The sequence below is a fragment of the Rhodococcoides trifolii genome, assembly GCF_014635345.1.
In the GTDB taxonomy this organism is placed as follows: Bacteria; Actinomycetota; Actinomycetes; order Mycobacteriales; family Mycobacteriaceae; genus Rhodococcoides; species Rhodococcoides trifolii.
Window position 1 is genome coordinate 362726 of the sequence record NZ_BMCU01000002.1, and the last position, 20473, is coordinate 383198.

General features: G+C 65.9%; 23 protein-coding genes. 2 read left to right on the forward strand and 21 right to left on the reverse strand.

The window, feature by feature from the left end; all coding sequences use genetic code 11:
* Window positions 1-2: 2 nt before the first annotated feature.
* The 13 genes from IEW02_RS08770 to IEW02_RS08830 form a co-directional block, all read right to left on the reverse strand.
* Entirely contained in the window at window positions 3-1718 is a 1716-nt protein-coding gene (locus IEW02_RS08770) for a Gp37-like protein (RefSeq protein WP_188544423.1), read from the reverse strand.
* A complete protein-coding gene (locus IEW02_RS08775; protein WP_188544424.1) occupies window positions 1718-2815 on the reverse strand; it encodes a cellulase family glycosylhydrolase in 1098 nt (365 codons plus the stop codon). Before IEW02_RS08775 ends, IEW02_RS08770 begins: the two co-directional genes overlap by 1 nt.
* Entirely contained in the window at window positions 2815-3396 is a 582-nt protein-coding gene (locus tag IEW02_RS08780; RefSeq protein WP_188544425.1) for a hypothetical protein, read from the reverse strand. Before IEW02_RS08780 ends, IEW02_RS08775 begins: the two co-directional genes overlap by 1 nt.
* A gap of 3 nt (window positions 3397-3399) precedes the next feature.
* Window positions 3400-4329 (reverse strand): hypothetical protein, encoded by a 930-nt coding sequence (locus IEW02_RS08785; RefSeq protein ID WP_188544426.1) that lies wholly within the window; start codon window positions 4327-4329, stop codon window positions 3400-3402.
* Between the two features lie 4 nt (window positions 4330-4333).
* Complete coding sequence (locus IEW02_RS08790) at window positions 4334-8467, reverse strand: hypothetical protein (protein WP_188544427.1); 4134 nt, start codon at window positions 8465-8467, stop codon at window positions 4334-4336.
* Window positions 8468-8563: 96 nt separating this feature from the next.
* Complete coding sequence (locus IEW02_RS08795; RefSeq protein ID WP_188544428.1) at window positions 8564-9127, reverse strand: hypothetical protein; 564 nt, start codon at window positions 9125-9127, stop codon at window positions 8564-8566.
* A gap of 3 nt (window positions 9128-9130) precedes the next feature.
* Complete coding sequence (locus IEW02_RS08800; protein WP_188544429.1) at window positions 9131-9610, reverse strand: hypothetical protein; 480 nt, start codon at window positions 9608-9610, stop codon at window positions 9131-9133.
* Between the two features lie 14 nt (window positions 9611-9624).
* Entirely contained in the window at window positions 9625-10062 is a 438-nt protein-coding gene (locus tag IEW02_RS08805; RefSeq protein WP_188544430.1) for an HK97 gp10 family phage protein, read from the reverse strand.
* A 38-nt stretch (window positions 10063-10100) separates the two neighbouring features.
* Window positions 10101-10415, reverse strand: coding sequence for a hypothetical protein (locus IEW02_RS08810; RefSeq protein ID WP_188544431.1), 315 nt, complete (start codon window positions 10413-10415; stop codon window positions 10101-10103).
* Between the two features lie 33 nt (window positions 10416-10448).
* Window positions 10449-11003 carry a hypothetical protein gene (locus IEW02_RS08815; RefSeq protein WP_188544432.1) on the reverse strand — a complete coding sequence of 185 codons (555 nt, stop codon included), beginning with the start codon at window positions 11001-11003 and terminating at the stop codon, window positions 10449-10451.
* Entirely contained in the window at window positions 11000-11749 is a 750-nt protein-coding gene (locus tag IEW02_RS08820; RefSeq protein WP_188544433.1) for a hypothetical protein, read from the reverse strand. Before IEW02_RS08820 ends, IEW02_RS08815 begins: the two co-directional genes overlap by 4 nt.
* 23 nt (window positions 11750-11772) lie before the next feature.
* Window positions 11773-12456: a hypothetical protein gene (locus IEW02_RS08825; RefSeq protein ID WP_188544434.1), complete on the reverse strand. Its 684-nt coding sequence runs from the start codon at window positions 12454-12456 to the stop codon at window positions 11773-11775.
* 177 nt (window positions 12457-12633) lie between these two features.
* A complete protein-coding gene (locus IEW02_RS08830; RefSeq protein ID WP_188544435.1) occupies window positions 12634-12792 on the reverse strand; it encodes a hypothetical protein in 159 nt (52 codons plus the stop codon).
* Window positions 12793-12837: 45 nt separating this feature from the next.
* Here IEW02_RS08830 and IEW02_RS08835 point away from each other — a divergent pair, with 45 nt between their 5' ends.
* Both IEW02_RS08835 and IEW02_RS08840 read left to right on the forward strand, forming a co-directional pair.
* Window positions 12838-13107, forward strand: a complete 270-nt coding sequence (locus IEW02_RS08835; RefSeq protein ID WP_188544436.1) for a hypothetical protein — start codon at window positions 12838-12840, stop codon at window positions 13105-13107.
* A 60-nt stretch (window positions 13108-13167) separates the two neighbouring features.
* Window positions 13168-14019, forward strand: a complete 852-nt coding sequence (locus tag IEW02_RS08840) for an SGNH/GDSL hydrolase family protein (protein ID WP_188544437.1) — start codon at window positions 13168-13170, stop codon at window positions 14017-14019.
* Here IEW02_RS08840 and IEW02_RS08845 read toward each other — a convergent pair whose 3' ends face one another.
* From IEW02_RS08845 to IEW02_RS08875, 8 genes are all read right to left on the reverse strand, one after another.
* Entirely contained in the window at window positions 14020-15324 is a 1305-nt protein-coding gene (locus IEW02_RS08845) for an SGNH/GDSL hydrolase family protein (protein ID WP_188544438.1), read from the reverse strand.
* Complete coding sequence (locus tag IEW02_RS08850) at window positions 15324-15992, reverse strand: RHS repeat domain-containing protein (RefSeq protein ID WP_188544439.1); 669 nt, start codon at window positions 15990-15992, stop codon at window positions 15324-15326. Before IEW02_RS08850 ends, IEW02_RS08845 begins: the two co-directional genes overlap by 1 nt.
* Complete coding sequence (locus tag IEW02_RS08855; RefSeq protein WP_188544440.1) at window positions 15989-16387, reverse strand: putative phage holin; 399 nt, start codon at window positions 16385-16387, stop codon at window positions 15989-15991. Before IEW02_RS08855 ends, IEW02_RS08850 begins: the two co-directional genes overlap by 4 nt.
* A gap of 5 nt (window positions 16388-16392) precedes the next feature.
* Entirely contained in the window at window positions 16393-16596 is a 204-nt protein-coding gene (locus tag IEW02_RS25530) for a DUF7620 family protein (RefSeq protein ID WP_442978694.1), read from the reverse strand.
* Window positions 16596-16886 (reverse strand): hypothetical protein, encoded by a 291-nt coding sequence (locus tag IEW02_RS08860; RefSeq protein WP_188544441.1) that lies wholly within the window; start codon window positions 16884-16886, stop codon window positions 16596-16598. Before IEW02_RS08860 ends, IEW02_RS25530 begins: the two co-directional genes overlap by 1 nt.
* Before the next feature lie 12 nt (window positions 16887-16898).
* Window positions 16899-17399: a hypothetical protein gene (locus tag IEW02_RS08865; RefSeq protein WP_188544442.1), complete on the reverse strand. Its 501-nt coding sequence runs from the start codon at window positions 17397-17399 to the stop codon at window positions 16899-16901.
* A 13-nt stretch (window positions 17400-17412) separates the two neighbouring features.
* A complete protein-coding gene (locus IEW02_RS08870; RefSeq protein ID WP_188544443.1) occupies window positions 17413-18243 on the reverse strand; it encodes a hypothetical protein in 831 nt (276 codons plus the stop codon).
* Between the two features lie 79 nt (window positions 18244-18322).
* Complete coding sequence (locus IEW02_RS08875; RefSeq protein ID WP_188544444.1) at window positions 18323-20191, reverse strand: major capsid protein; 1869 nt, start codon at window positions 20189-20191, stop codon at window positions 18323-18325.
* Window positions 20192-20473 lie beyond the last annotated feature (282 nt).

Sequence of the window (20473 nt, forward strand, 5' to 3'; positions counted from 1 at the left end):
GCTCAGCTCGATACGCCGACACTCTGAATGATTCCGCGCACCTGCTCCACCGATCGGGCCAACACTGCACCCGGCTGATCGATCGGCTTGTCGTCACCAATCGACATCGTCCACTTTGCATCTCGGTCGCGACCCCAAGCAGCCTTCCGCGAATGCACCCGCTCCGAGTGCAACTTCCGCCGGCGTCCGTGCTCGAACAGACCGCGGTCACCGAGATCAATGTCCAACCCGATCCAGTACGGAGCGCCGTTGCGGACCGTGAACTTGAACGTCTGCATCGGCCGCGACCGCCACATTCCCACGCGGATGGCCTGCAGCGCAGTGAGACTGAACCCGGTCCCGCCGGACGACTCGAACACCTCGCCGAGAGGCGGGCCACGCAAGCCCATCTTCGCCTGTTTGATCGGATTGCCCACGCGGTGGAACGCAAGGACGACGTCTTCGATCTGCGAATCGAAGATGCCCAGGGTCAGTCCGGGGTTGCCGAACATCGCCCCGATGTAGCCGAGAATTCCATTCACCAAGAGCTTGAGGCCAGTGTTCACCCAGTCGGGGCTGTGACCGCCGGTGATCACGATGGACGCATTGGATTTGATGCGGTGCCGCTCCCACGAACTGATGCCCGTCGCTCCGGTGCGGTGCGCTTTGCGGAACACGCACCGCGGTTCGGACACCGTCCCGAGGAATCCAGGGATCTGGTATTCCGGCTCGTCCGCGTTGTAGTTGAACGCGGTGTTGACCTCGTTGATGAGGTCCGCGGCCACGGACGATCCGAAGTGCAGCAGTCCGTCCAGCAGAGTTCCGGATGGTCCGACGTACCCCGACTGGTCTATGACGTCGACCAACAGCGTCGGCTTCGTCAGGGTGAAGTGGCTGGGGGCGGGTTGGACGTCGCCCGGCATCCAACGGGTCAGCTTGATCCGCAGCTTCGCGTCGGAGAGCGTGGGGGCCACGACGTCGTGGAACATGCCCATGCGCGTCGACAGCACTGTCCACATGCTGGTGTCGGTGAGGACATTGCCCGGCATAACGACGATCGGCCAGTTGTTCGGGTTGAGGTTGTCCTGCCATGACGACGGGTCGAACAGGTTCTCTGGAAGAGCCCACAGCGGCGCGAATCGTCGCAGCAGATTCAGGAACAGCAGCGTTTTCACGCCTGTGACGGAGGGACCGGCGTACGCGTACAGCTTCGGGTACTGAAATTCTGCGGCGAAGAATGGATTGCAGTAGCACACAACGCGTTTCATGTGTTCGTACTCGGAGATGCACTGCAGAGTGAAGTATTCTTTGCCGTCTTCCGTTCCCTGCTCGATGATGTCGGCGGCCAGTCCGGACCACCGGACACCTTCGATGGTGATGATGATGTGGACGTCTTCGTCGTCGTCGAGCTCGTCGTCGATCCAGTCGGCCAGCTTGTGCTCGGCGAACATCTTGATGGTGGATTCGCCGGTGTCGTTGAGGATTTCTTCGCAGTCGCCTTCGATTTCACCGACGACGTGTTGGTGCGAGTCCTCGGACCAGTTGCCGTCGTAGACGTCGATGGTGACCTTCGAGCGCATCTTCTTCTGGAACTGCCGTTCCATCGCTTCGATCTCGGCGCGCACCTGGTCGCACGTCAGGCCGCCGGGTGTGGGCGTGCCGGGGTCGACGGGGGTGGTGGTTCCGCCGGCGGGGTAGGTGTTGATGGCCGGGTACGTGTTGTTCGCGGGGTAGGTCATCAGGTGGTCCTCTGCAGTACCTGCGCGGCAGCGGGTTTCGCGGTGCGGTTGGTGCGGTAGATGCCGTAGTTCTCCTGGTCGTTTGACGTTCCGGTGTGGGTGTCACGGAAGTCGAAGATGAAGATCGGCCCGCAGTAGGAGAGGGACCGCATGTAGTCGATGCCGTCCGCGAGGAGCACCGACTGCTGGGACTCGGACACGCCGTAATCGCCCGGCGGTGTCGGTGTCGACGCGCCGAACTCGGTGAACCACATCTTCTTGGCCGAATCGCCGTTGGCGACCATCGCGTCGCGGATGCCGGTGATGTGCTGCTGGGAACGCCACTGATCCGATGACGGCGCGGACAGCTGATAGGGCACGTCGTAGGGATGGAACGCCACCGCGTCGAAGTACGGCTTCCCGCCGGCCGCGTATAAGTCGGTCATGAACTTCGGTGGACTGATCTGCGGGCCGGAGGTGAGGGTGGGTGCGGTGCCTCCGGTGATGACGACGTTGTTCGGGTTCTCGGCTTTGAGCGCGGTGAACGCGGCCTGCAGGTACGGCTTGTACGCCGCGGCGGACGGTGTGGGGTACCAACTGGGCTGGATGTTTTCTTCGTTCCAGATTTCCCAGTGAGAGATTTTGTCGGCGTAGCGGTCTGCTGCTGCGGTGACGAAGTTGGTCCAGGCGGTGAGGTTGTTGGGGGCGCCGTGCGCCCCACCTTGCCCTTGGGTGCCTTGGGCCCATCCGGGCGCATAGGTGACGCACGCGAGGATGTTGATGCCCTTCGCGTACGCACCGTTGACGTACGTGTCGGTGGTCGTCCAGTCGTAGGAGCCCTGGTTGTACTCGGTGTCGGGCCACTGAACCAGCACTCGTAGGTGCTTGATCCCGAGGTCGGACAGTTGCTGGAAGTCCGCGGCCCGGTTCTGGGCGATGGTGTTGCCATCCGTCGGTGCGGTGGACAGTGTCACCGCCGTGACACCCAAGGGTGTGTTGGCCCACGGGTCGGCCGAGGCGGCGGACCACACCAGCGCTGACCCTTGATAGATCGCGGTGACTGGCTGCGCCCCTTGGTACACCGCGGATGGGGTGGCGGAGCCGACGGCGAGCGGCATCAGCCGACGATCAGGTATGTAGTCGTGGACAGCTTCGTCGCGAGAGCGGTGTACGCGGCCTGGGTGAGGACGACCGTCGCGTTCGTTCCCGTTCCTTGCACCGCGCTGTCCGCCTTGGCGAGCGACGCCTGCACTGCGGAGGTCAGTGCCGACGCGGGGACACCGGCCGCCGCGATGGTGATGGTGTCGCCTGCGTCGTTGACGGTGATGGACACACCGGACCCGGCGACGAGAGCCCCGCCGATGGTGTCTCGCACCACCTCCGGGTCCGTCGATCCACCACCGGTGGTGGCGTTGATGGTGAACGTGTTCGCCGCGTCGTCGTACGTCGTGGTGACACCTGCACCCGCCTTCAGCAACCCGGCGACGGTGTCCTGGATGTATTCGGCGAGGTCGAGCACGTCGCGTGCCGCGCTGGCGCTGGCGGCGGTCACCAGAGAAGCGCCGATGGTGCTGGACCCCAGCAGCTTCGCGAGGTCCTGCAGCGCCCGGTGGATCACCACCGCGTTGTTGTTGATGCCGATTGTCGTGCCGCCGGTGATCGTCGTGGGTAGCGCGGCGACGTCGTCCTTCAGTGCCATGGGTCAGACCTCTCCGCCGGCGCAGCGTTGCCACCGCTGCGCGAGATACAAAGTGACAGTTGTGTTCGCGGTTCCGCCCTCGATACGCACCGGCACGTTCACCGGGTCGACCAGGCCGGGTTCGATGGGGTCGTCGTCGAATGCGCGGGCGTTCATTGCCACCCACGGGGCCAACGTGTTGTCCCGAACCAGGAGGGTGCGGAGCATCGGGTCGGTGCGGCACAGGAACTCGCGGCCGGTGGTCAGCGCTGGCAGCTTCACCACCCGCCCGGTATCGCGGTCGGGGAGCGTCACCGTGGTGGTCGTCTCGAGGCTGTTGGACGCGAAAATGGGGTAGCAGCCGAAGTCGGCGGGGTTCTGCATCGGGAACGTCGCCTCGTACACCCCGCCGCCGACGTTGGTCATCTCGGACCGCTTGATCGCGAATTTGATTTCTTGCGACACCCACGCCGGATCGCATGCGAGGGAGATGATTTCCCACACCCCGAAGCGGCGGAGGCCGGGACCTTGCTTCAATTGGTCCTTCGGTTTCCGCTCGAGGCGGATGCGGATCTCGCGGGGCTCCGACAGGTGCGAGTGGTACTGCAACACGCACTCGTGGAAGATCGACAGGAACTTCCACAGCCGCGTCTCCACCGCTTCCAGCTGTGCTGCGGTTGCCGCCTGTGTGCCGAGGATGAACGTCGGCAACCGCTCGTTGATTCGGGGGATGCCTGGTGTCGAACCCATCTGGTACGCACCGGATTCGCGGGGCAACGTGAAGTCGGGGTGGTGGAAGTTCTCGTACCCTTCGAGAAGAGTGACGCCCTGGCCGCCGAACTCGATGCCGTGGATGTCGAGGGTGTCGACATCGTTGCCCGCGTCGTCCCGCAGGATCAGTTTCATCGGGGTGGCGAGGTTTTCGCTGGGATCCGCGCACAAGCTGGTGGTCACTGGGTCAGCCCCCGTTCCTGGTGGTGACGGTGGCGGGTGTGGTGCGGGACCGCATCATCCGTTCGTTTTCCTGCGCGGTCTTCTGCGGGTCCATGCCCTCGAAGATGATGGTGTCGGCCAACTTTCCGTCTCCCGTTCCCTGCGAGTTGGCGGCGGAGCGGGCGGCCATCATCGCCTCGTACGCGGTGCCGATCTGGTCCTTGGCGAGGCCGCCCAAGCCGATGGGGTCGAGGAAGTCCGACGCGATGGAGCCGAGGGCGTCGTATCCCCACTTCTCCGCCTGGGTGCCGAAGTTCTGGTCAGCGGCCCACCGGTTTCCGGCATCGATGCGTTCGGCCCAGGAGCCGGTGCCGATGCTGTACGGGTCGGCCATTGCGCCGCCGGCGCCGCTGATGGAGGGTCCGGTATCGGGGAGGGAGTAACCGGAGGTGCCGATGCGGACTGCTGCGGGGTCGTACGCAGCGGAAGTACCACCGCCGCCGACATAGCCGCCGCCGCCCGAGTAGGTGCCGCCACCGGACCCGAACGAGGGATCACCTTCCCCCGGCAGCCTGTCGCCACCCGCGAAGAATTCGGGTGGCAGATGCGCGTGGTCAGTGAATTGTGAATCGTCTGCACCCGCAGCACCGCCGCCGACCTGGCCGTCGCCGCGGCCGCCGCCCATCTCGATGTTCGTGCCGTCCGGCAGTGTCGCCGCGGTATGACCGCCGTACGGGCCGCCGTTGAACCAGCCGACGTTCAGTGACCCCGCGGGTCCCAGCCCCGGCAGCAGGCCCTTCTTTGCTAGCCACGTGTCGAAGTTGCCGGTCGCGCCGCGGGATCCGAACGGGTCGTCACCGACGGCGTAGTTCACGACACCCGACACGGCACCGGAGCAGTCACCCCAGTTGACGCCACCCCACACGTACGGTGCACCCTCTAACCCGCCGCTGCGGGGGAAGTCGTTGACCTGCTGCGCGGACACCAGGCCGCCGCCCGCGCGGCGCAGTACGTTGCCGTAGACCATTGCCTGCAGGAAGTCCGCGCTGGGCACCCAGCCGCCGTTGATTGCTTCGAGGAGCGGCAACGTCTTCGGTGTCACTGACGACGCCCTGTTCACGTACTCGCCGTTCGACAGCATCGTGGGGATGAGGTCGTCGGTCGGGCCGCCGGGTCCGCGCGCGAGACCGCCGCTGCGCATCGCCGCGAAGTTCACCATCGATTGACCGATGTCCTGAAAACCGATGCTGGTGCCTCGGCCGGGAACGCCAGGGATGTCGGGAATTTTCACCGAGGGCAACGAAACCAAGAACCGCCCGATGCGGCCGACAGCAGATTTGATGGTGGCGACGATGGCGTCCCAGACACTCGCGACGCGAGTGCCAAGTCCGCCGAAGAAGTCACCGACGGCGGTCACGCCGACTTGCAAGGCGGGGATGGCGGTGCCGGTGATGCTGTTGACGGTGTCGGTGATCTTCGTGCCCATTCCGTCGAACACGGAGCCGACGCGGGTGGTGACGTTGTCGTAGGCGTTGTTGGCAAGACCGGTCAGTTGGTCCTTCAGCAGGCCGAACAGCGCCGGCGCAGCGGTGACTACGTCGCTGATCTTGGTGCCGAATTCGGAGAACGAATCACCGGCCAAGCGCATCGATGCCTGGAACGGGGACTCGCCATCTCTGGCGTTAAGGAATGACCAGGCGTCTCCGCTGAAGAAGTCCGCGACGTCGCCTCCGAACTGGCCGATCTTGTCGCCCACACCGCCCTTCTCGAAACCGGGGAAGAAGCTGTTCTTGCCAACGACCTCTTGCCCGTTGGAGCCGATGTTGTCGGGCAGCGAATTGCTGTTGCCGCCCTGCCCGAGGCCGAGTGTGTCGTTGATCTTCGAGATTTCGGAGATGCCGGACACGATGCCGCCGATGATTCCTGCGATTTCAGAGCACGTTTGGCGGACGTCCTCGAAGAAGTCCTTCATCTTCTGTTGTCCCTCTTCGGAACCGAGGAACTCGTTCCACTTCGTGAGGGTGTCGGAGATGGACACGAGCATGCTGTCGCCGGTCTCTTTCGACCCGCCGAAGATGTTGCGTATCAGCTCGATGATCTGGCCGCCGATGGTCCAGAGTTCACCGAACTTGTCGATCGCCCCCTGGATAAATTTCTGCAGGTCGCCGTTCTCCCGCATTTCTTTGATCTTGTCGGCGAACCGTTGTGTCCACCCGAGGAAGCCGTCCGGTCCGGTGAGGCCGGGGAGGAAGTCGGAGCCGACGGCGGCGATGTCGAGGAACGCGCCACCGAGGTTGCCAAACGCGCCAAGGAGGTTGTCGATGGCGACGCGGGCGTTCTCGAAGATGCGGGAGAAGTCGGACTTCGCTGATTCCGTCGAGAGGAACGCGAGCGCGCCGATGAGGTTCTTGTTTATGACGTCAGCGATGCCCGACAGCCCGACCTTCAGGCCGGGGAGCTGCGCATTGGCCAGCGCGGTGACGGACGTACCGAGGTTTTCGAACAACCTGTCCTGCACGGTCTTACGAAGATCGGTCCACGACGGTCCGAGAGCCTGCATGGCCAGCACGAACTCTTTCGCGTTCGGTGACAGCTTCGCGAGCGCCGCCGCCACCTTGTCGACCCCGCCGGCCGTCTGCGACTGGGCATCCGAGACGGCCCTCTGCGCGTCAATGACCCGCTGCTCCGATTCGCGCACACGGTCGTTCGCCTCGGCCAGACGCTCTTTCGCCTCGGTGACCTGATCCGACCCTTCGACACCCTTGATGTTGGCGTCGCGGGTCTCTTCGGCGAGGTCCTTGTTCTTCTCCTGCACCTCGAGTAGTCGTTGCTCCGCGTCCGCTACCCGCAGCTGTGCGCGTTCCCGGTCCAGTGGGTCGACGGGCCCATCTTTGCCCAGCTCCAACAGGTCGCGCCGAGCCTCTTTCAAGGAAAGGACCGCGTCCTTCTCCGACAGCGACGCCCCTCGGAGCGCGAGGTTGAGGTCTTCGAGTTGCTCCTGAGCGTCCTTGCGCGCGCGGGTGACGTCCTTCTCCGCGTCGCGGGCGTCCTTCTTGGCCTTGATGACACCCTTCTCGGCGTCCTCGACTTGCCGCAGAGCGGACTCGACTGCCCGCGCCTGGGATGCGCCGTTGCTCGCTGCGGACGCGGTGTCGTCGGAGAGGGCTGAGAACGCGGACCCGATGCCGTTGAACCCGATGACCAACGACGCCAGCCCGGCGCCGGCGACAGCAGCCGCTCCGGGTAGTAGCGCGATAACGCCCAACGCCTGCGTGGCGGACGCAATGAGCGGGACGAACGTGATCGCGCCCATCGCGAGAAGGGGGACGGTGGCGAGTCGTGCGGCCGACGCAATAGCGCTGATGCTGACGGCGCCGTTCTGCGCGAATCGCGACAACAACCGACTGATCCGCGACGTTGTATCGTCGTCACCGTTGGTCCGGTCTCGGGTTTCGCGCACGTTCTGCTGCGCACGCTGCACCGACCGAAGTGAGTCCTCGTTCGCCCTGCGAGCTCGGGCTACAGACTCCTCGGCTGCGATCAACCGTGAAGCGGATACGTTCGATTGGTTGCGCAGCTCGTTGAGGCGCGCTTCTTCCACGCGCACGCGGCCGGCTGCAGTTTCCTGCGCCATCTGCGCGCGTGTGAGCCGCTCGGTGGCGGCGGTGAGGCTATCGATCGTGCTCCGGCCCCCGCCCGAACCTCCCCCTGCGCCACCACCTCCGGCTCCGGCTCCGCCGTTTCCGCCGCCGGTGGTTTCGATGCGGATGCGTTGTGTCCGATCGCGGGTGATCGCTTCGAGTTGGGCGGTGACCTCGGACAGGTTCTCGATCTCGAGCTCGACTGGGATGCGGAAGTTCCGCGCAATGGCGATGGCCCGCAGACGCGCCTGGAAGTCGGAACCGAACTCGGGGTCGATTTCCACCGAGATGCCGCGGGTGATGCGGCTGTTCGCCATGGCGCGGACGCGCTCCTCGAACGACGATCCGAGGATGGGTTCGATCTTGACTTCAGCGGTCAGGCGCCCGCGGTCGAACTCGCGTTGCGCCACCTGCGATGCTTTGCGCGCCGCGCGGCGAACCTTCTCTTCAAGCGCGGTGTCGAGGTTGCCCCAGTTCAGTTCGGCGTCGACAACGGCAGTTGAGAAGGGCTCCGTCACCGCCACGGCCTCCTCGAACAACCAGAACACTTGGTTGTCCGGCCCGGAGCCAGCGACATCTACCCATGAGGGTATCGGCTACCAGCCGAAACGTCCCTAACCTTGCGCTTGCGCCACCAACGCTGCGGTGGCGTTCCAGTCCGCCGCAGCCGCGTCTTTCGATTTCGGTCGCTGGGCTGCGCGCGCGGCAACGCCGACAGGCGGGCGGGACATCTCCTCGAAGAACGACTCGGACGCCGACTTGTCGTGCCGCATCCGGTGCACCAGAAAGCGGTACACCATGTTGGTGGCGCGGTCCGCCGGGGCCGACAGTATGTCGACCCCGTTCCCGTACAGCTCGCCGTCCAGCTCTGGCCACAGCCCGAAAGCCTTCTCCCACAGCCGGCGTGCTTGCCACCGCGGCCGCGCGAAGTACGCGTCAGCGATGTGGTCAGCAATGTCCTCGAGCATCACGTCGGTGATGCCCTCCTGCGGATTCAGGATCATGCCCGCAAGGCGGTCCGAGTCCGCTGGGTCGGCGGGGGTGCCAACCACCCAGCCCATCGGGTGGTCCATCAGCAGCATCCCCACCAACGTGTCCAGCGGGTGCTCACCAAGTCGGATCAGCACGCCGTTCAGCGACCACCCGCGTACCTCTCGGCGCCACGCTGGCTGCGGCACCGATCAGTCGTCTTTGGCGGCCGCGCGACGCTGAGCGCGGTTCGGTCCCGATCCCTTGCTGGCGTCGGCGTCCGGTGCGCCCAGCAGGTCTTCCGCGCCCCAATGGGTAGCGAGGCCGGTCATGACGTCACCGAGCACGTCGTCGTCGAACCTGGGGCTATTGATGTAGCGGTTCAGCCACTCCTTCGACTCCGGAGTCAGCACGACGTTGAAGAAGTTGATGACGGACCAGATGCGGTCGGACTCCGTGGCGTTCGACGAGAGCGACGACCTGAGCAAGGTCAGTGCGCCCTTGGTCGGCTGAACCGCTTTCAGCACCTGATTGTCGATTTTGAAGCTGACGGTGCGAGCAGCGAGCGCTTCGGCGTCGGGGACGCTGCTGGTGAACTGCAGATCGTCGGGGATCGAAGACGCGTCGACGTCCTCCACAGGGGAGGGTTTCGGCGTGCGGGAAGCGGTGGCCTTGGGAGGTGTGGGTGGCATGAACGGATCCTGTTCTAGGTGCGGGGGTTGTCGCGGACGATGACGGTGCCGAACACGTCTTTCAACGCGTCGGACAGGAACGGCGATGGGGGAGAACCCTTCACGGACTTCGCGAACACGAAAGGTCGCCGGTTGCGGGGCAGGTTGCGCACCCCGGCGGGCAGCGGGCCCATCATCTTCGGTTGCCGAAACTTCAGTGCCTTCGCGGTGACGGGGACTATGGGTTTGCCCTTCGGCCCGTAGATGCCGGTTCCTTCGTGGACGTACCGGGCGTACTCGAGGCCGGACCCGACGCGCAGACGTACACGGCCGGGGGAGGCGGTGACAGTGTGGGTGATGGAGGAGCGGAGACGGCCTTCATCGGTGGGGCAGTTGGCGCGGGCGGCGTTCACGACGGCTTGGCCGGCACGGTCACCCCACCGCACGGCGGCCTGCTGCAGAGCGCGTTCCATTGTCGCCCGGTGCATTTCGACTCGACCGGCCACCGGTGTCAGTCCTTCGGCTTGGGGACGCGGCCCGGCTTCTTCTCCGGCCCACCGGGTTCGTCGAGGGCGTCCTGCATCTCCGCGAGCTCACCCTCCGCCTTCTCACGCGCCTGGTCCAACGCTTCCTGCGCCTGCGTGGATTCGACTTCGGTGGAGTCGGCGCGCTCTCGTGCGGCGTCGACCTTCGCCTCGACGTCCTCCACGAGCGACAGGCGGCCGTCTCGAATGAGGTTGTCGACCCGCTCATCGCGTTCGATGTCGAACACGACGCCCTCGTCGAACTCGGTGGTGGTGCACTCAGCTCTCACGGTGATGGTCATACCGCGAGGATACTGTGCAAACTGTTTCCCCGATCAGAACCGCGGGTCGCCGTCGAGGGGCATGACCACCTCGTCGATCGGCGGGGGAATCACATCGGGTCCGCAGTCCAGGTGCACCAGCGTTGTCACCGTCATGGTGCCGCCATGCAGACCACCCATCGGGCCGCGCGGCGCCCACGGCCCAGGGATCGCTTCCTTGAATGTGTATCGGGCGGCGCGGCGCATCGCTGCGGCGTCGTCCTGCGCGTCGCGGACCGACGAATCCAGCACACCCATCGTGGGCAGGCCGTTATCTTCGGGGGTGCTGTAACAGCGCGTCACGATCATCTCCAGCAGCACGGAGTACTCCACCGCATCCGATTGCCGCACCTGCTCGTTCAGCGGGCGGGGCCACGACTTCGACGGGGAGACGGGGCCGATGCGCACCACTGCCAATCCCTCGAGGTCGCCATCGATGCAGCACCCGTAGTCCGGAACCGACGCGCCCGTGTGCAGCGTCGCGACGGCTGGTTCCCCCGCGCGCGACGACGCCAGTTCGATCACCAACCTGTCCAGCAACCGAGCTGCCGCCACGTAGACATCGCTCACCGGAACCTCGACACGCGCTGTGCGTCAGGCGAATACACCCGTGACCGGGACCGCAACCGTGACGGGTTCACCGCGCTGATCCACTGATCGACCGACGGCAGACCCGTCAGCCCCGACTCGAACAGTGTGTAGGGGTCGATCAGTTGTACCTCGATGCCCTGCCGGGACACGTTCTGCGCGCGCGATGGGATCTTGCACGGCTTGTTCAGGCGAGCCCGAAGCAGGTCCACCGCGAGGTCCGCCGCCGCCACCAACCCGGCAGCAGGGACGGGCACACCGCGCTGGTATTCCACCAGGAACGCCCCCACCGCGGTATCGGCGGCGGTGAGGTCCTGAGCCTGCGGCCACCCCTGACCGTCGGTGCGGAACAACCAGCGGCGGTCCTTCACCTTGTACGCCGACGACGGGACCACCACCCCGTCGATGAGGACGCGGGTCACCGACGCCACCGGACCCGGCAGCATCAACTGGTTCACACCGAAGCAATCGCACCCATCGGCGCACCCGCACGCACCGGACGTGCCGGTGCCCGCGACGAGGCCGGGCCACCAATACCCGTCGCGGACACCGTTACCGCGCCATGCGGTGGTGTGCTCCTGCGTCCCGAAGCACGGGCGGACCGCCGCCGGGAAGGTGCCGAGCACCCTCCCGGTCAGCGTCCAAAGCAGATGCACCGCCATCGTCGTGGCGTACTCCTTGTCGACGTCCGACGCCGTCTCCCACTCCTCTGCGGTGGGGGCGATCACCCAGCCGTCAGGCCCGGCCACCGTTACGCGGCCAGCGCGACGGGCCCAGCGGTGACAGCCGGAGGCGGCACCAGCGTCTGCTGCATGTGCAGGTGCTCCTTCGGGCCGATCGCGGTGAGCAGCTTGCCCGGTGCTGCGGTACCGCCGGTGCCGTTGATGACCACGTTGTACGGGCCCTTCGCCCACGGAGCGCCGGCCTGAGTGAGGCAGTTCTCGATGGTGAACGACGCCTTCTCGTTCTGCAGCGAGAAGTCCGCGAGGCGCCCGCCCTGCAGCCACGGCCACAGGAAGTAGCCGTACGGGACGGCGCCGACGCACGGCACACCCGGCACGTCGGACCACCCTTCGAGGCCGAAGCTTGTCTTGACGGTTTCGCCGAGGCGGATACCGACCGCGTTGCCGTCGCCGTCGAGGACGATGGGCGATCCCATGATCATGTTGAACACGTCGGGGTTCACCAGGTTGAAGGCGATGGACGTGGAGATGTATTTGAGTTCGTCCTTCGGCTTGTCGACCCACGCGATCTTGCCGTTGGCGTTCTTCTCGACAGTCTCGGTGCCCTCCTCGTACTGGGGAGAGGGGGAGATGGAGACGAAGCCGTCGGTGACGATGGTGGTGGCGGGGCCGACGACGGGGGCGCCGCAGATGTCTTCTTTGGTGATGCGCATGACTTCGGCGCGGATGCTGGGCCAGGGCTTGCTGGGCATGGTGTCCTCCGGTGGGCGGGGGCGGTGTTCGCCCGGCCCGCAGCCAGCAGCATGTTCACGGTCGAGGATAGTCGGTGGTCTGGTTGTTGTTCGGTATCTGTTGGTTCGTGAGAAGTGCCCCACCTCAGGAGAGCTGCGGAGGTGGGGCACTTCGTGTTGTCGGCTAGGTGGGGCCGACTACTTGTTTGACGCGGCTGGCGGCTGTTCGGTTCCGGTGGGCTTCTCGTAGATCAGTTCGTCGGTGCCGGTGTACCGGTAGGCGCGGCGGCCGTCGGGGAGGCGGACCCAGCCGGGTTGGCCGGCGTCGAGCGGCGGGTCGAGTGTCGGTTCGTCCATGGTCTCAGTATTGCCCACGATTCGAACGGGTGTTCTACTCGGTGAATGGATGCGGCAGGGTGGATGGACATCGGCAGTCGCCTTCGCGAGCATGCGAAGGCTCACGCGGACCGACTTAGGGACGAGACCGGTGTGCCGCATTACGTGGACCCCGGCGTGGTGCAGATCGCGGTGAGGTGCGAGACCGCGAGTTACTCCCCGTCGGTGCAGCGCCCCAAGTTGGAGAAGCTCGCCGCCGACACTCTTGCGCGTGATCCGACGCCGCAACCAGCGCGAGGGAATTTCGACCTCAGCTCCCGGCAGGCCGATGCATAACTCGGTGTTATGAACCGGTTGCAGGTGCGAACGAACCAACCGGTACGGCATGATGTCGCCGTGGCCGAACGACGCAGACGCAGCAAGCAGTCCAACCGACCGAAGGCGGGACCGCCGAGACGCATCACCGGCTGGGCACTCGTCGGTACAGCGGCAGTCGCCGTGTGCGTCATCGCTCTCGTCGGAGCCCTGTTCGTCTCGCTCACACGCGAGACACCGGAGACCGTCATCGCCAACCCGCCCTCGGCCGCGCCGGCCAACATCGTCGGAGCGAAGACGGACCTGGCCGCGATCGGGCAGCAGATGCTCGGCGATCAGCCGTTCACCATGACCGTGATAGGAGACTCCACCGGCAACCAGTACGCCGAGTGGGTGTACCTCCTCGGGCGTCATCTCGCGGACCTCGGCCGAAACGTCACCGTGCACGACTGGTCGATCGACACGAACCAGTACGTCTCGCAGCAGTCGTTCGGCCCTGCGGACGGTCCGCCGATGGTGATCTGGAACGGTTCGGCGTCAGGCAAGCCCACGCAGTACAGCCTCGACAACTGGGACGCGATGGTCCCGGAGCCGACCGACTTCTTCATGATCAGCCACGGGCACAACGAGCTGACCGGGGACCAGGCTGTCGGCGGGATCGGGCGCATTCTTGCTCGTACCCTGCCCGAGCCGACCGCGATCGTGTTGCAGAACCCGCGCCTCGACGAGAACGCCCAACGGCAGGCCGACATCGTTGCCGCCACCCGTGCGCAGTTCGCCACGTCGGACGCCGCCGAGGTGGACGTGTGGGCCGCGTTCGAGCAGCAGGGCGACATCGCCCCACTGCTCAACGACGACCGGTTCCACCCGTCCGATGCGGGCGAGATCATCTGGGCGAACACGGTGCAGCAGGCGCTCGGTATCCCGACGTAGCTACCAGAGTCCGTCGATCTGAATTCCGGTGAGCAGGACGTCGGTCGCGAGGGTGTCGGCTGCATCCGCACCGAGGCGGGCGATCTTCAGTGCCACCGGCATGCCCGAGAGCTGCGTGCGGGTCCAGAGCTGCTTGACCGAGGGGATGCCCGCGGTGCCCTGAACAGACAGTGTCGACGGGCCACCGGTCGTGCTCCACGCCGACAGGGCGTTGCCCGCCGACTGGGTGACGCCGTTGCGGGTGCCGAGGTACTTGTGCTGACCCTGCCACCGGACGTCACCTCCCACGGTGGTGGCGGTGATGAACTGCAACCAGATGTTCATGACGCGCCAGTGCGACTTCCAGTCGATCACCGCGACAACCGATTCGAGAGACGCGGGGTCGAGCGCCCACGCGGGGACGCCGTCGACCTGCACCAGTTCGGGGCTGCCGTCGCCCTTCACGAACTGCGTTGCGGGGACCCACAGTCTGGTGTCCCTGGTGGCGTTCACCGCCTGCGCAGTCTGCGCGATCACACGACCCGGCTTGAGCGCGGCCCACATCAGGTCGCACCACAGGATCGAGCCGGCGTCGTTCGGGTGCAGACCGTCCGAGTTGTGCAGATCGGCGTAATTGCCGTAGTCCAGGTACGCCGCATTGACGTCGACACAGAGGAACCCGTTCGCCGCTGCGACCTCGTAGTTCACCTGCTGCTTACCCTGATCGTCGGCGTAGGTGGTGCCGGCGGAACCGCTCGCCCACAGCGTCTGGTCGCGTGGGTTCTGCGTGCAGACCACGATCATGGCCTTGTCGAAGGTGTTCGCGTACGCGTTGATCGGCTCCATCGCGACGGGGCGGTAGTTGTCCGCGAGCTGCGGGGAGTTGTGCCCGTAGTTGAAGACGATCAGGTCGGGTCCGTTGCCGTTGATGGCGAGGATCGGCGAGGTGATCGAGCCCATGTTGCTAAGGCAGTAGGCGATGACCTGGCCGGTGACGGCGGCGTTCCAGATGATCAGAGTGCGGATGGTCGAGCCCGATCCGGTCTGCACTGTGACGCGGTTGCCCACCGGGTACGTCTTGGTGGCGTCGTCCCACGGGGCGTAGATGATCGTCCAGGTGGGGTATTGCTCGGCATACCTGGTCGCGAGGCGTCGCACCCAGCGGTTGAGGCCGTCGCCGGTCGAGTCGGAGGTGACGAGGATGTTCGTGTCGCGCACCTTGAGCTTCATGAGCCGGTGCAGCGAGGCCAGCTTCGAGCTGACCTGAGAGTTGGCGACGACGGTCTTGTTGACCTGCGTGCGTGAGACACCGGGAGGTGTGGGCATCAGGCCACCTTCGTTCGAGTCGAGAGATTGCCGTTGCTGTCGTAGCCGAGGTTCCACACCTGGCCGCTCGGGTCGGTCTCGGTTGTGGGGTCACCCACCGAGTTGTATGCGGCGTAGGTCGTCACGCGGTCACCGATCGGTGCGGGGTAGTGCTCGGTGATGGTCTTGATCGAGCCGGTCGCGGAGTCCCAGGTGTAGTCAGTGGCGGGTGCCAGGGCCGGTGCATAAGAGGCGTCTAGTGCCGTTTTGGTTGCGCCGTTCGACGTCACGAAGTTCGCGACCGTGGAGTTGCTGGTGCTGCCCCCGGTCGGCGGGTTCGTCTGGAAATACGAAGCAATGGCCGCCAAGATGACCGACTGCCCCGTCGCGGGATTGACCCTGGCGGCTAGGAGCAGCGGCAGCAGCGGCGCAGTTCCCGTGGTCGGCGCCTCGATGTCCAGCGGACCCTCGGTGTAACCGATGATTTCGATCCACACCCGCATCAGACCGCCGTCGAGCGTCTTCGGTTCCATCACCCCGTTGACGACGTTTGCCCGCACCACGGGGCCAACGATCGCGGTTTGTGACCCGTCGGATGCCATGCGCATCGTCCGCACCGCGAACTTCACCTTCCCCTGCACCGGACCGAGCCCGATGTCCTTGAAGTTGGCGCTGAAAACGACGCTCATAGCTTGCCTTTCCACTTCGAGTCGTTCGGGCATGACGTGCGGCGTTCCGACCGCTGAATTCCCCACAGCGTGTGCAACATCCCGAGCAGCGCCACCCACAGCGACCAGTACTCGATCTGGCGAAGTACACCGCGCCCGAAGTAATCAGCTCCGAGGAACACCGAAGCGGCGTTCTGCGTCAGCACCAACGCCAACGCGACGAACACGTACAGCAGCGACCGGCCGGCGTTCAGCAGACGCCACCTCGAGCGGGTGCCGTACAAACCGACGAACGCCCACGCCGTCAGGGCGGACGCGACGAGGAAGTAGTCAGCGGTGCGGTTGGCGTCGGTGACCAACGCCAAGGCGCCGCCGGTGGTGAGGGTGGCGGCGACCGAGGTGAGGGTGCGTATCACGGGTCCTATTTCCTTTCCATGCACGCATCGATTGCCTCACCGAAGTGATTGCGTTTGCGAAGTTCGTTCGATCGGGTCGAGACGCGGTCGACGACCAGGCCGCGTTGCTGCGCAGCGAGGAGCACCGTCTTGGCGTGTTCAGCTGTTCGTTCCGCCGCGCGGACGTTGGGAGAATCGGGCTGCGGGTTTCTGCTCCACGGCCACCGCATCACGAGTCCCTTCGGGTCACGGCGAGCTGCTGCATCGCCTCGATGGCGTGCGTCGAAGTGGACACGGACTCGACCAGCTTGGTGATCTGGGTTGCCTGCTCCGCGATCGTGGCGTCCTTGGCTGCTCCCGCCTCGATGTGCGCGGCGATCTGTTTGTCCCTGTCGGCCAGTTCCCGATCGTGTTGCGCCTTGGTGACCAACTTGCCGAAGTAGAGCATGAGAACCGCTATGACTACGAGGGTTCCCGCTCCAACTTCCCCGATGGCCAGCGACCCTAAGAACTCCGACATTCACGGTGCCCCTTAGTCGTTCGTGGAGCGGTGCGCATCCCATGCGGCGATGAGGTCACCGCGGTCCGCGTCGTCGGGGACGGTGAAGCCGTCCTGCTTGCTGAGGAATTCGCGCCATGCGGCTTCGCTGGATCCGCGGCCGGTGCGGGGCGGCTCCTGCTCCGTCTCGGTGTCGTCGGCCTGCTCCTCGACGATGTTCGTCTGCTCCGTCTCGGGCACCAGCTCCTCGAGACCCGTCTCCGTCTGCTCTTCGGTCTGCGCGTCCGGTGCCTCATCGGCGGCCTTCTCCAGATCGGCGGTCACATCGACGTCGTCTAGACCGGCGTAGTCCTCGACCTCATCGTCGGACGCTTCGTCGAGGACGCCAGCTTTGCGCGCCAGTTCCTCCGACACCTCGAACCCGACGCCGGAACCATTGGTGCACGTCGCCACCTCCGACGGGCTGTCAGCGGCGTCGAGAAGACGCTGCGCCATGTCCTGCAACTTGTCTGGTGCGGGCTGAATACGAACCATGATCGATGTGCTCCTAAGTGGTGGGGAGGGTGACAGGGACGGCGGCGCGGACACGGTCGTCCCAGCCGATGACCCACGTGCGTTCGGCGACGGAGAACACGTCGTTGTTCCGCTGGTCGAACGCCTGCTGGTAGGTGGTGGGGCGAATGACCACCTCGGTGCGCCGAGCGACGACGGGGCCGGTGGCGACCATCCACGCCACGTTCGACGCGGCCTGCACGCCGTCAGGGTCGGTGGTCGGGTACGCACCGAACGCCCACCGAGTACCGAGGACAGTGACCTTGCGTGCACCGTCGGATTCGATCTGAGCTTTCGCGGCGGCGTGCGGCGCCACCTCGCGGGGGGCGTGGATGACACCGACACCGACACCGGCGTTGCCCAGCTGCCGCTCGAGCATCGCGATACCGGCGACGACGGACACCGGGGTGGCGGACAGGATGTCGGTCAGTCCCGTTTCCATCAGCCGCAGCGGGTCCGCGGTCGCCCAGATGGCTTTCTCCACGGCGGCAGCTTCGCCACCGGCGAGGGCGTCGCGGGCGTACTGCTGCCGCTCGTCGTCGCTGAGTCCGACTGCGCGGCATACGAACCCGTTGTACACAACGATCGGTCCCGCTTCGGTCCACGGCAGACCGTCGGTGACGTCGTCGGATCGGTCGTCACCTTTGCCGTTGACGCACTCGGCGAACGACAGATGCGCCGGCCCGTCGGGGGCCGTCTGGTACTGGACACCGTTGCGGGTGTGGGGGTCGGTGATGGGGATGATGTCGGCGGCGGACAGCAGACCGTAGCGGGACGGTGTGACGGGCGGTGCCGGTACGTAAACGGGGGGCGCTGCGGTCGCCACAAGTTCCTCCTGAACAGCAGTGGAAGGTGGAACTGCCTCGGGTCACCGAGTTGGGGGGCAGGTGACCCGAGGCAGCGGCCTAAGCGGCGACGATCTTGCCGGTGGCGTCGAGCTTCTGCGGCGCCGAAGTGGTGCCGGACAGATCCACCGGGAACGTGGTGACGTACGCCTTGTACTGGCGGCGAAGCACGAGCAGCTTCTCCTCCACGAACAGGTGCAGGAAGTCGTTCACCTTGATGTTGGTGGAGTCGTACACCGCGTTCAGCGACACGATTTCGCCGCGGCCTCGGACGAACGCTCCGGCTGCGTAGATGATCGCCTTGATGCTGGTGGGCCATGCCGTCGGCAGTGTGGCGGAGCCGAGGGCGGTGGCGCCGGTGGCGCCGGTGAAGGCGTCCTGCCAGTCGTAGAGCCACTGCACCTTGGCGTGGCGGACGGTGAACCACGCGTTGATCTGCTCGTCGGTGATGTTCAGGGCCTGCGTGCGGTCCATGCCGGAGGCGACGGCGAGGTCGGCCTTGAACAGTTCCTTCGCGAACAGCGGCAGCTTCACTTCCAGCGACATGGTGTCCGCGGCCCGGTAGAGGTACCGGTAGTGCGTCATCTGGAAGTTCAGGCCGTTGAGGATGGCGGTCGTTGCCGACGGCCCCATGGTGACGGTGCCGCCGCTGGTGGACTGCGCTTCCACCTGGGCGATGGACAGTGCGTTGACCTTGTGGGCGTGCGCGACGAGGGCGCCGCGGGTGACGCGCTGCGTCATCTCGGGGTACGCGTCGTTCTGCAGGATGCCCGCCTCGATGGCGGTGTGCACGACTCCTGCGCGGGTGTCCGTCCAGTTGGTGCACGGCACCCGGTACACGGCCTTGGTGTACCCGGCGATGGCCTCGGCCTCCGTCTTGTACACACCGATGCCTGCGCCGGAGTAGATGGCGGAGAAGTCGGGGCCCTCGGTGGTGCGGATACCGCCGCGGGTGACGGCGATCTCGGGGAGGTCGATGAGGTTGGTCGTCGCCTCGAGCTCACCGGCGAGTTCGTACAGCGTTTCCGATGGGGAGCACCAGCCGCCGGACGCGACGAGCGACTCGCCTTCGAGGCGGCGTTCGTTGCTGATGCGGTCGAGGAGCTGGTCGTCGTCCCCTGCGTTGGGGGACTGCGTCATGTCGGCGGGGAAGATGTTGCGGATGGAGGCGATTCCGGCCTTGATCTTGGTGCCGGTCGATCCTTCCGGGGGTACGTCACCGCCGGCCATCGGGCCGAGGGGCAGCGCACCGAAGCGGGAGACGGCGGCGAGGGACAGTTCGCTGATTCCGTCGAGCTTGGTGCCCATGGGCACGCCGGGCACCTCTGCTGCGGCGACGATGGTCATGCGGTTGTCGTCGTGGGTGGAGACGGGAGCTTGGCGGCGGGGCAGGGAGGCGATGTCGACGCGGCGGCGGGGTGCGGGCCGTCCGGACGCTGCGAGGGCGTCGCCGGTAGGTGCGTCCGCTGCGGGGGCGGCGGGTTCCGTTGCGGCGGGGGTGATGTCGGTGACGGTGGCTGCCGGTGCGGCATCCCCTTCCGCACCGGCAGCGTCTGCGGGGGCGTCGGTGGCGGTGTCTGCGGGCGCGTCGTCCACCGGCGCGTCGTCAGCCGGTGCGGGGTCGGCGTTGACCTTCGCCTTGAGTGCTTCGAGGCGGGACGCGCGGTCGGTGACCACTTCGTCGCGGCGGGTCTGCTCGGCGCGCAGCCCGTCGATGACCTCCACCAGCAGCTCTGCGGCGAGGGTGGCGTCGTCGGATTCCGATGCGCCGTCGAGGATTTCGTTGAACTGGGCGACCGCTTCCTTGGTGAGGGCGGACACGTCGAGCGTGGGGTTGTCCTTGAGGAACGCGGTGAGGGCTTCGACGGCCTTGCCGCCGTCGGCTTCCTGCGCCTTGTTGACCAGGTCCTGAAGAGTGATGGGGTCCACCGTGGGCCTCCTGCGGGTGTTGCGGGCAACTAGTGCCCGGCCCGGAGCCAGCGGCGATTCGCCCACCACTGTATCCCGTGGTGGTGGTGTTGGTGGTGAAGCTACCGGTCTATGCGTTCGTAGGAACCGCCGGAGGAGGTGGCGGCGGTTTTCGCTTCGATTTCGGAGGGGTAGGTGCGGACGGTGTTGTCGGGGAATCGGACTTGGTGTGTGACGGACCGGTTGCGGCCGCAGTTGCATCCCATGGTGTGTGCTCCTTGTGTTGTGCGGGTGGGTGTTCGG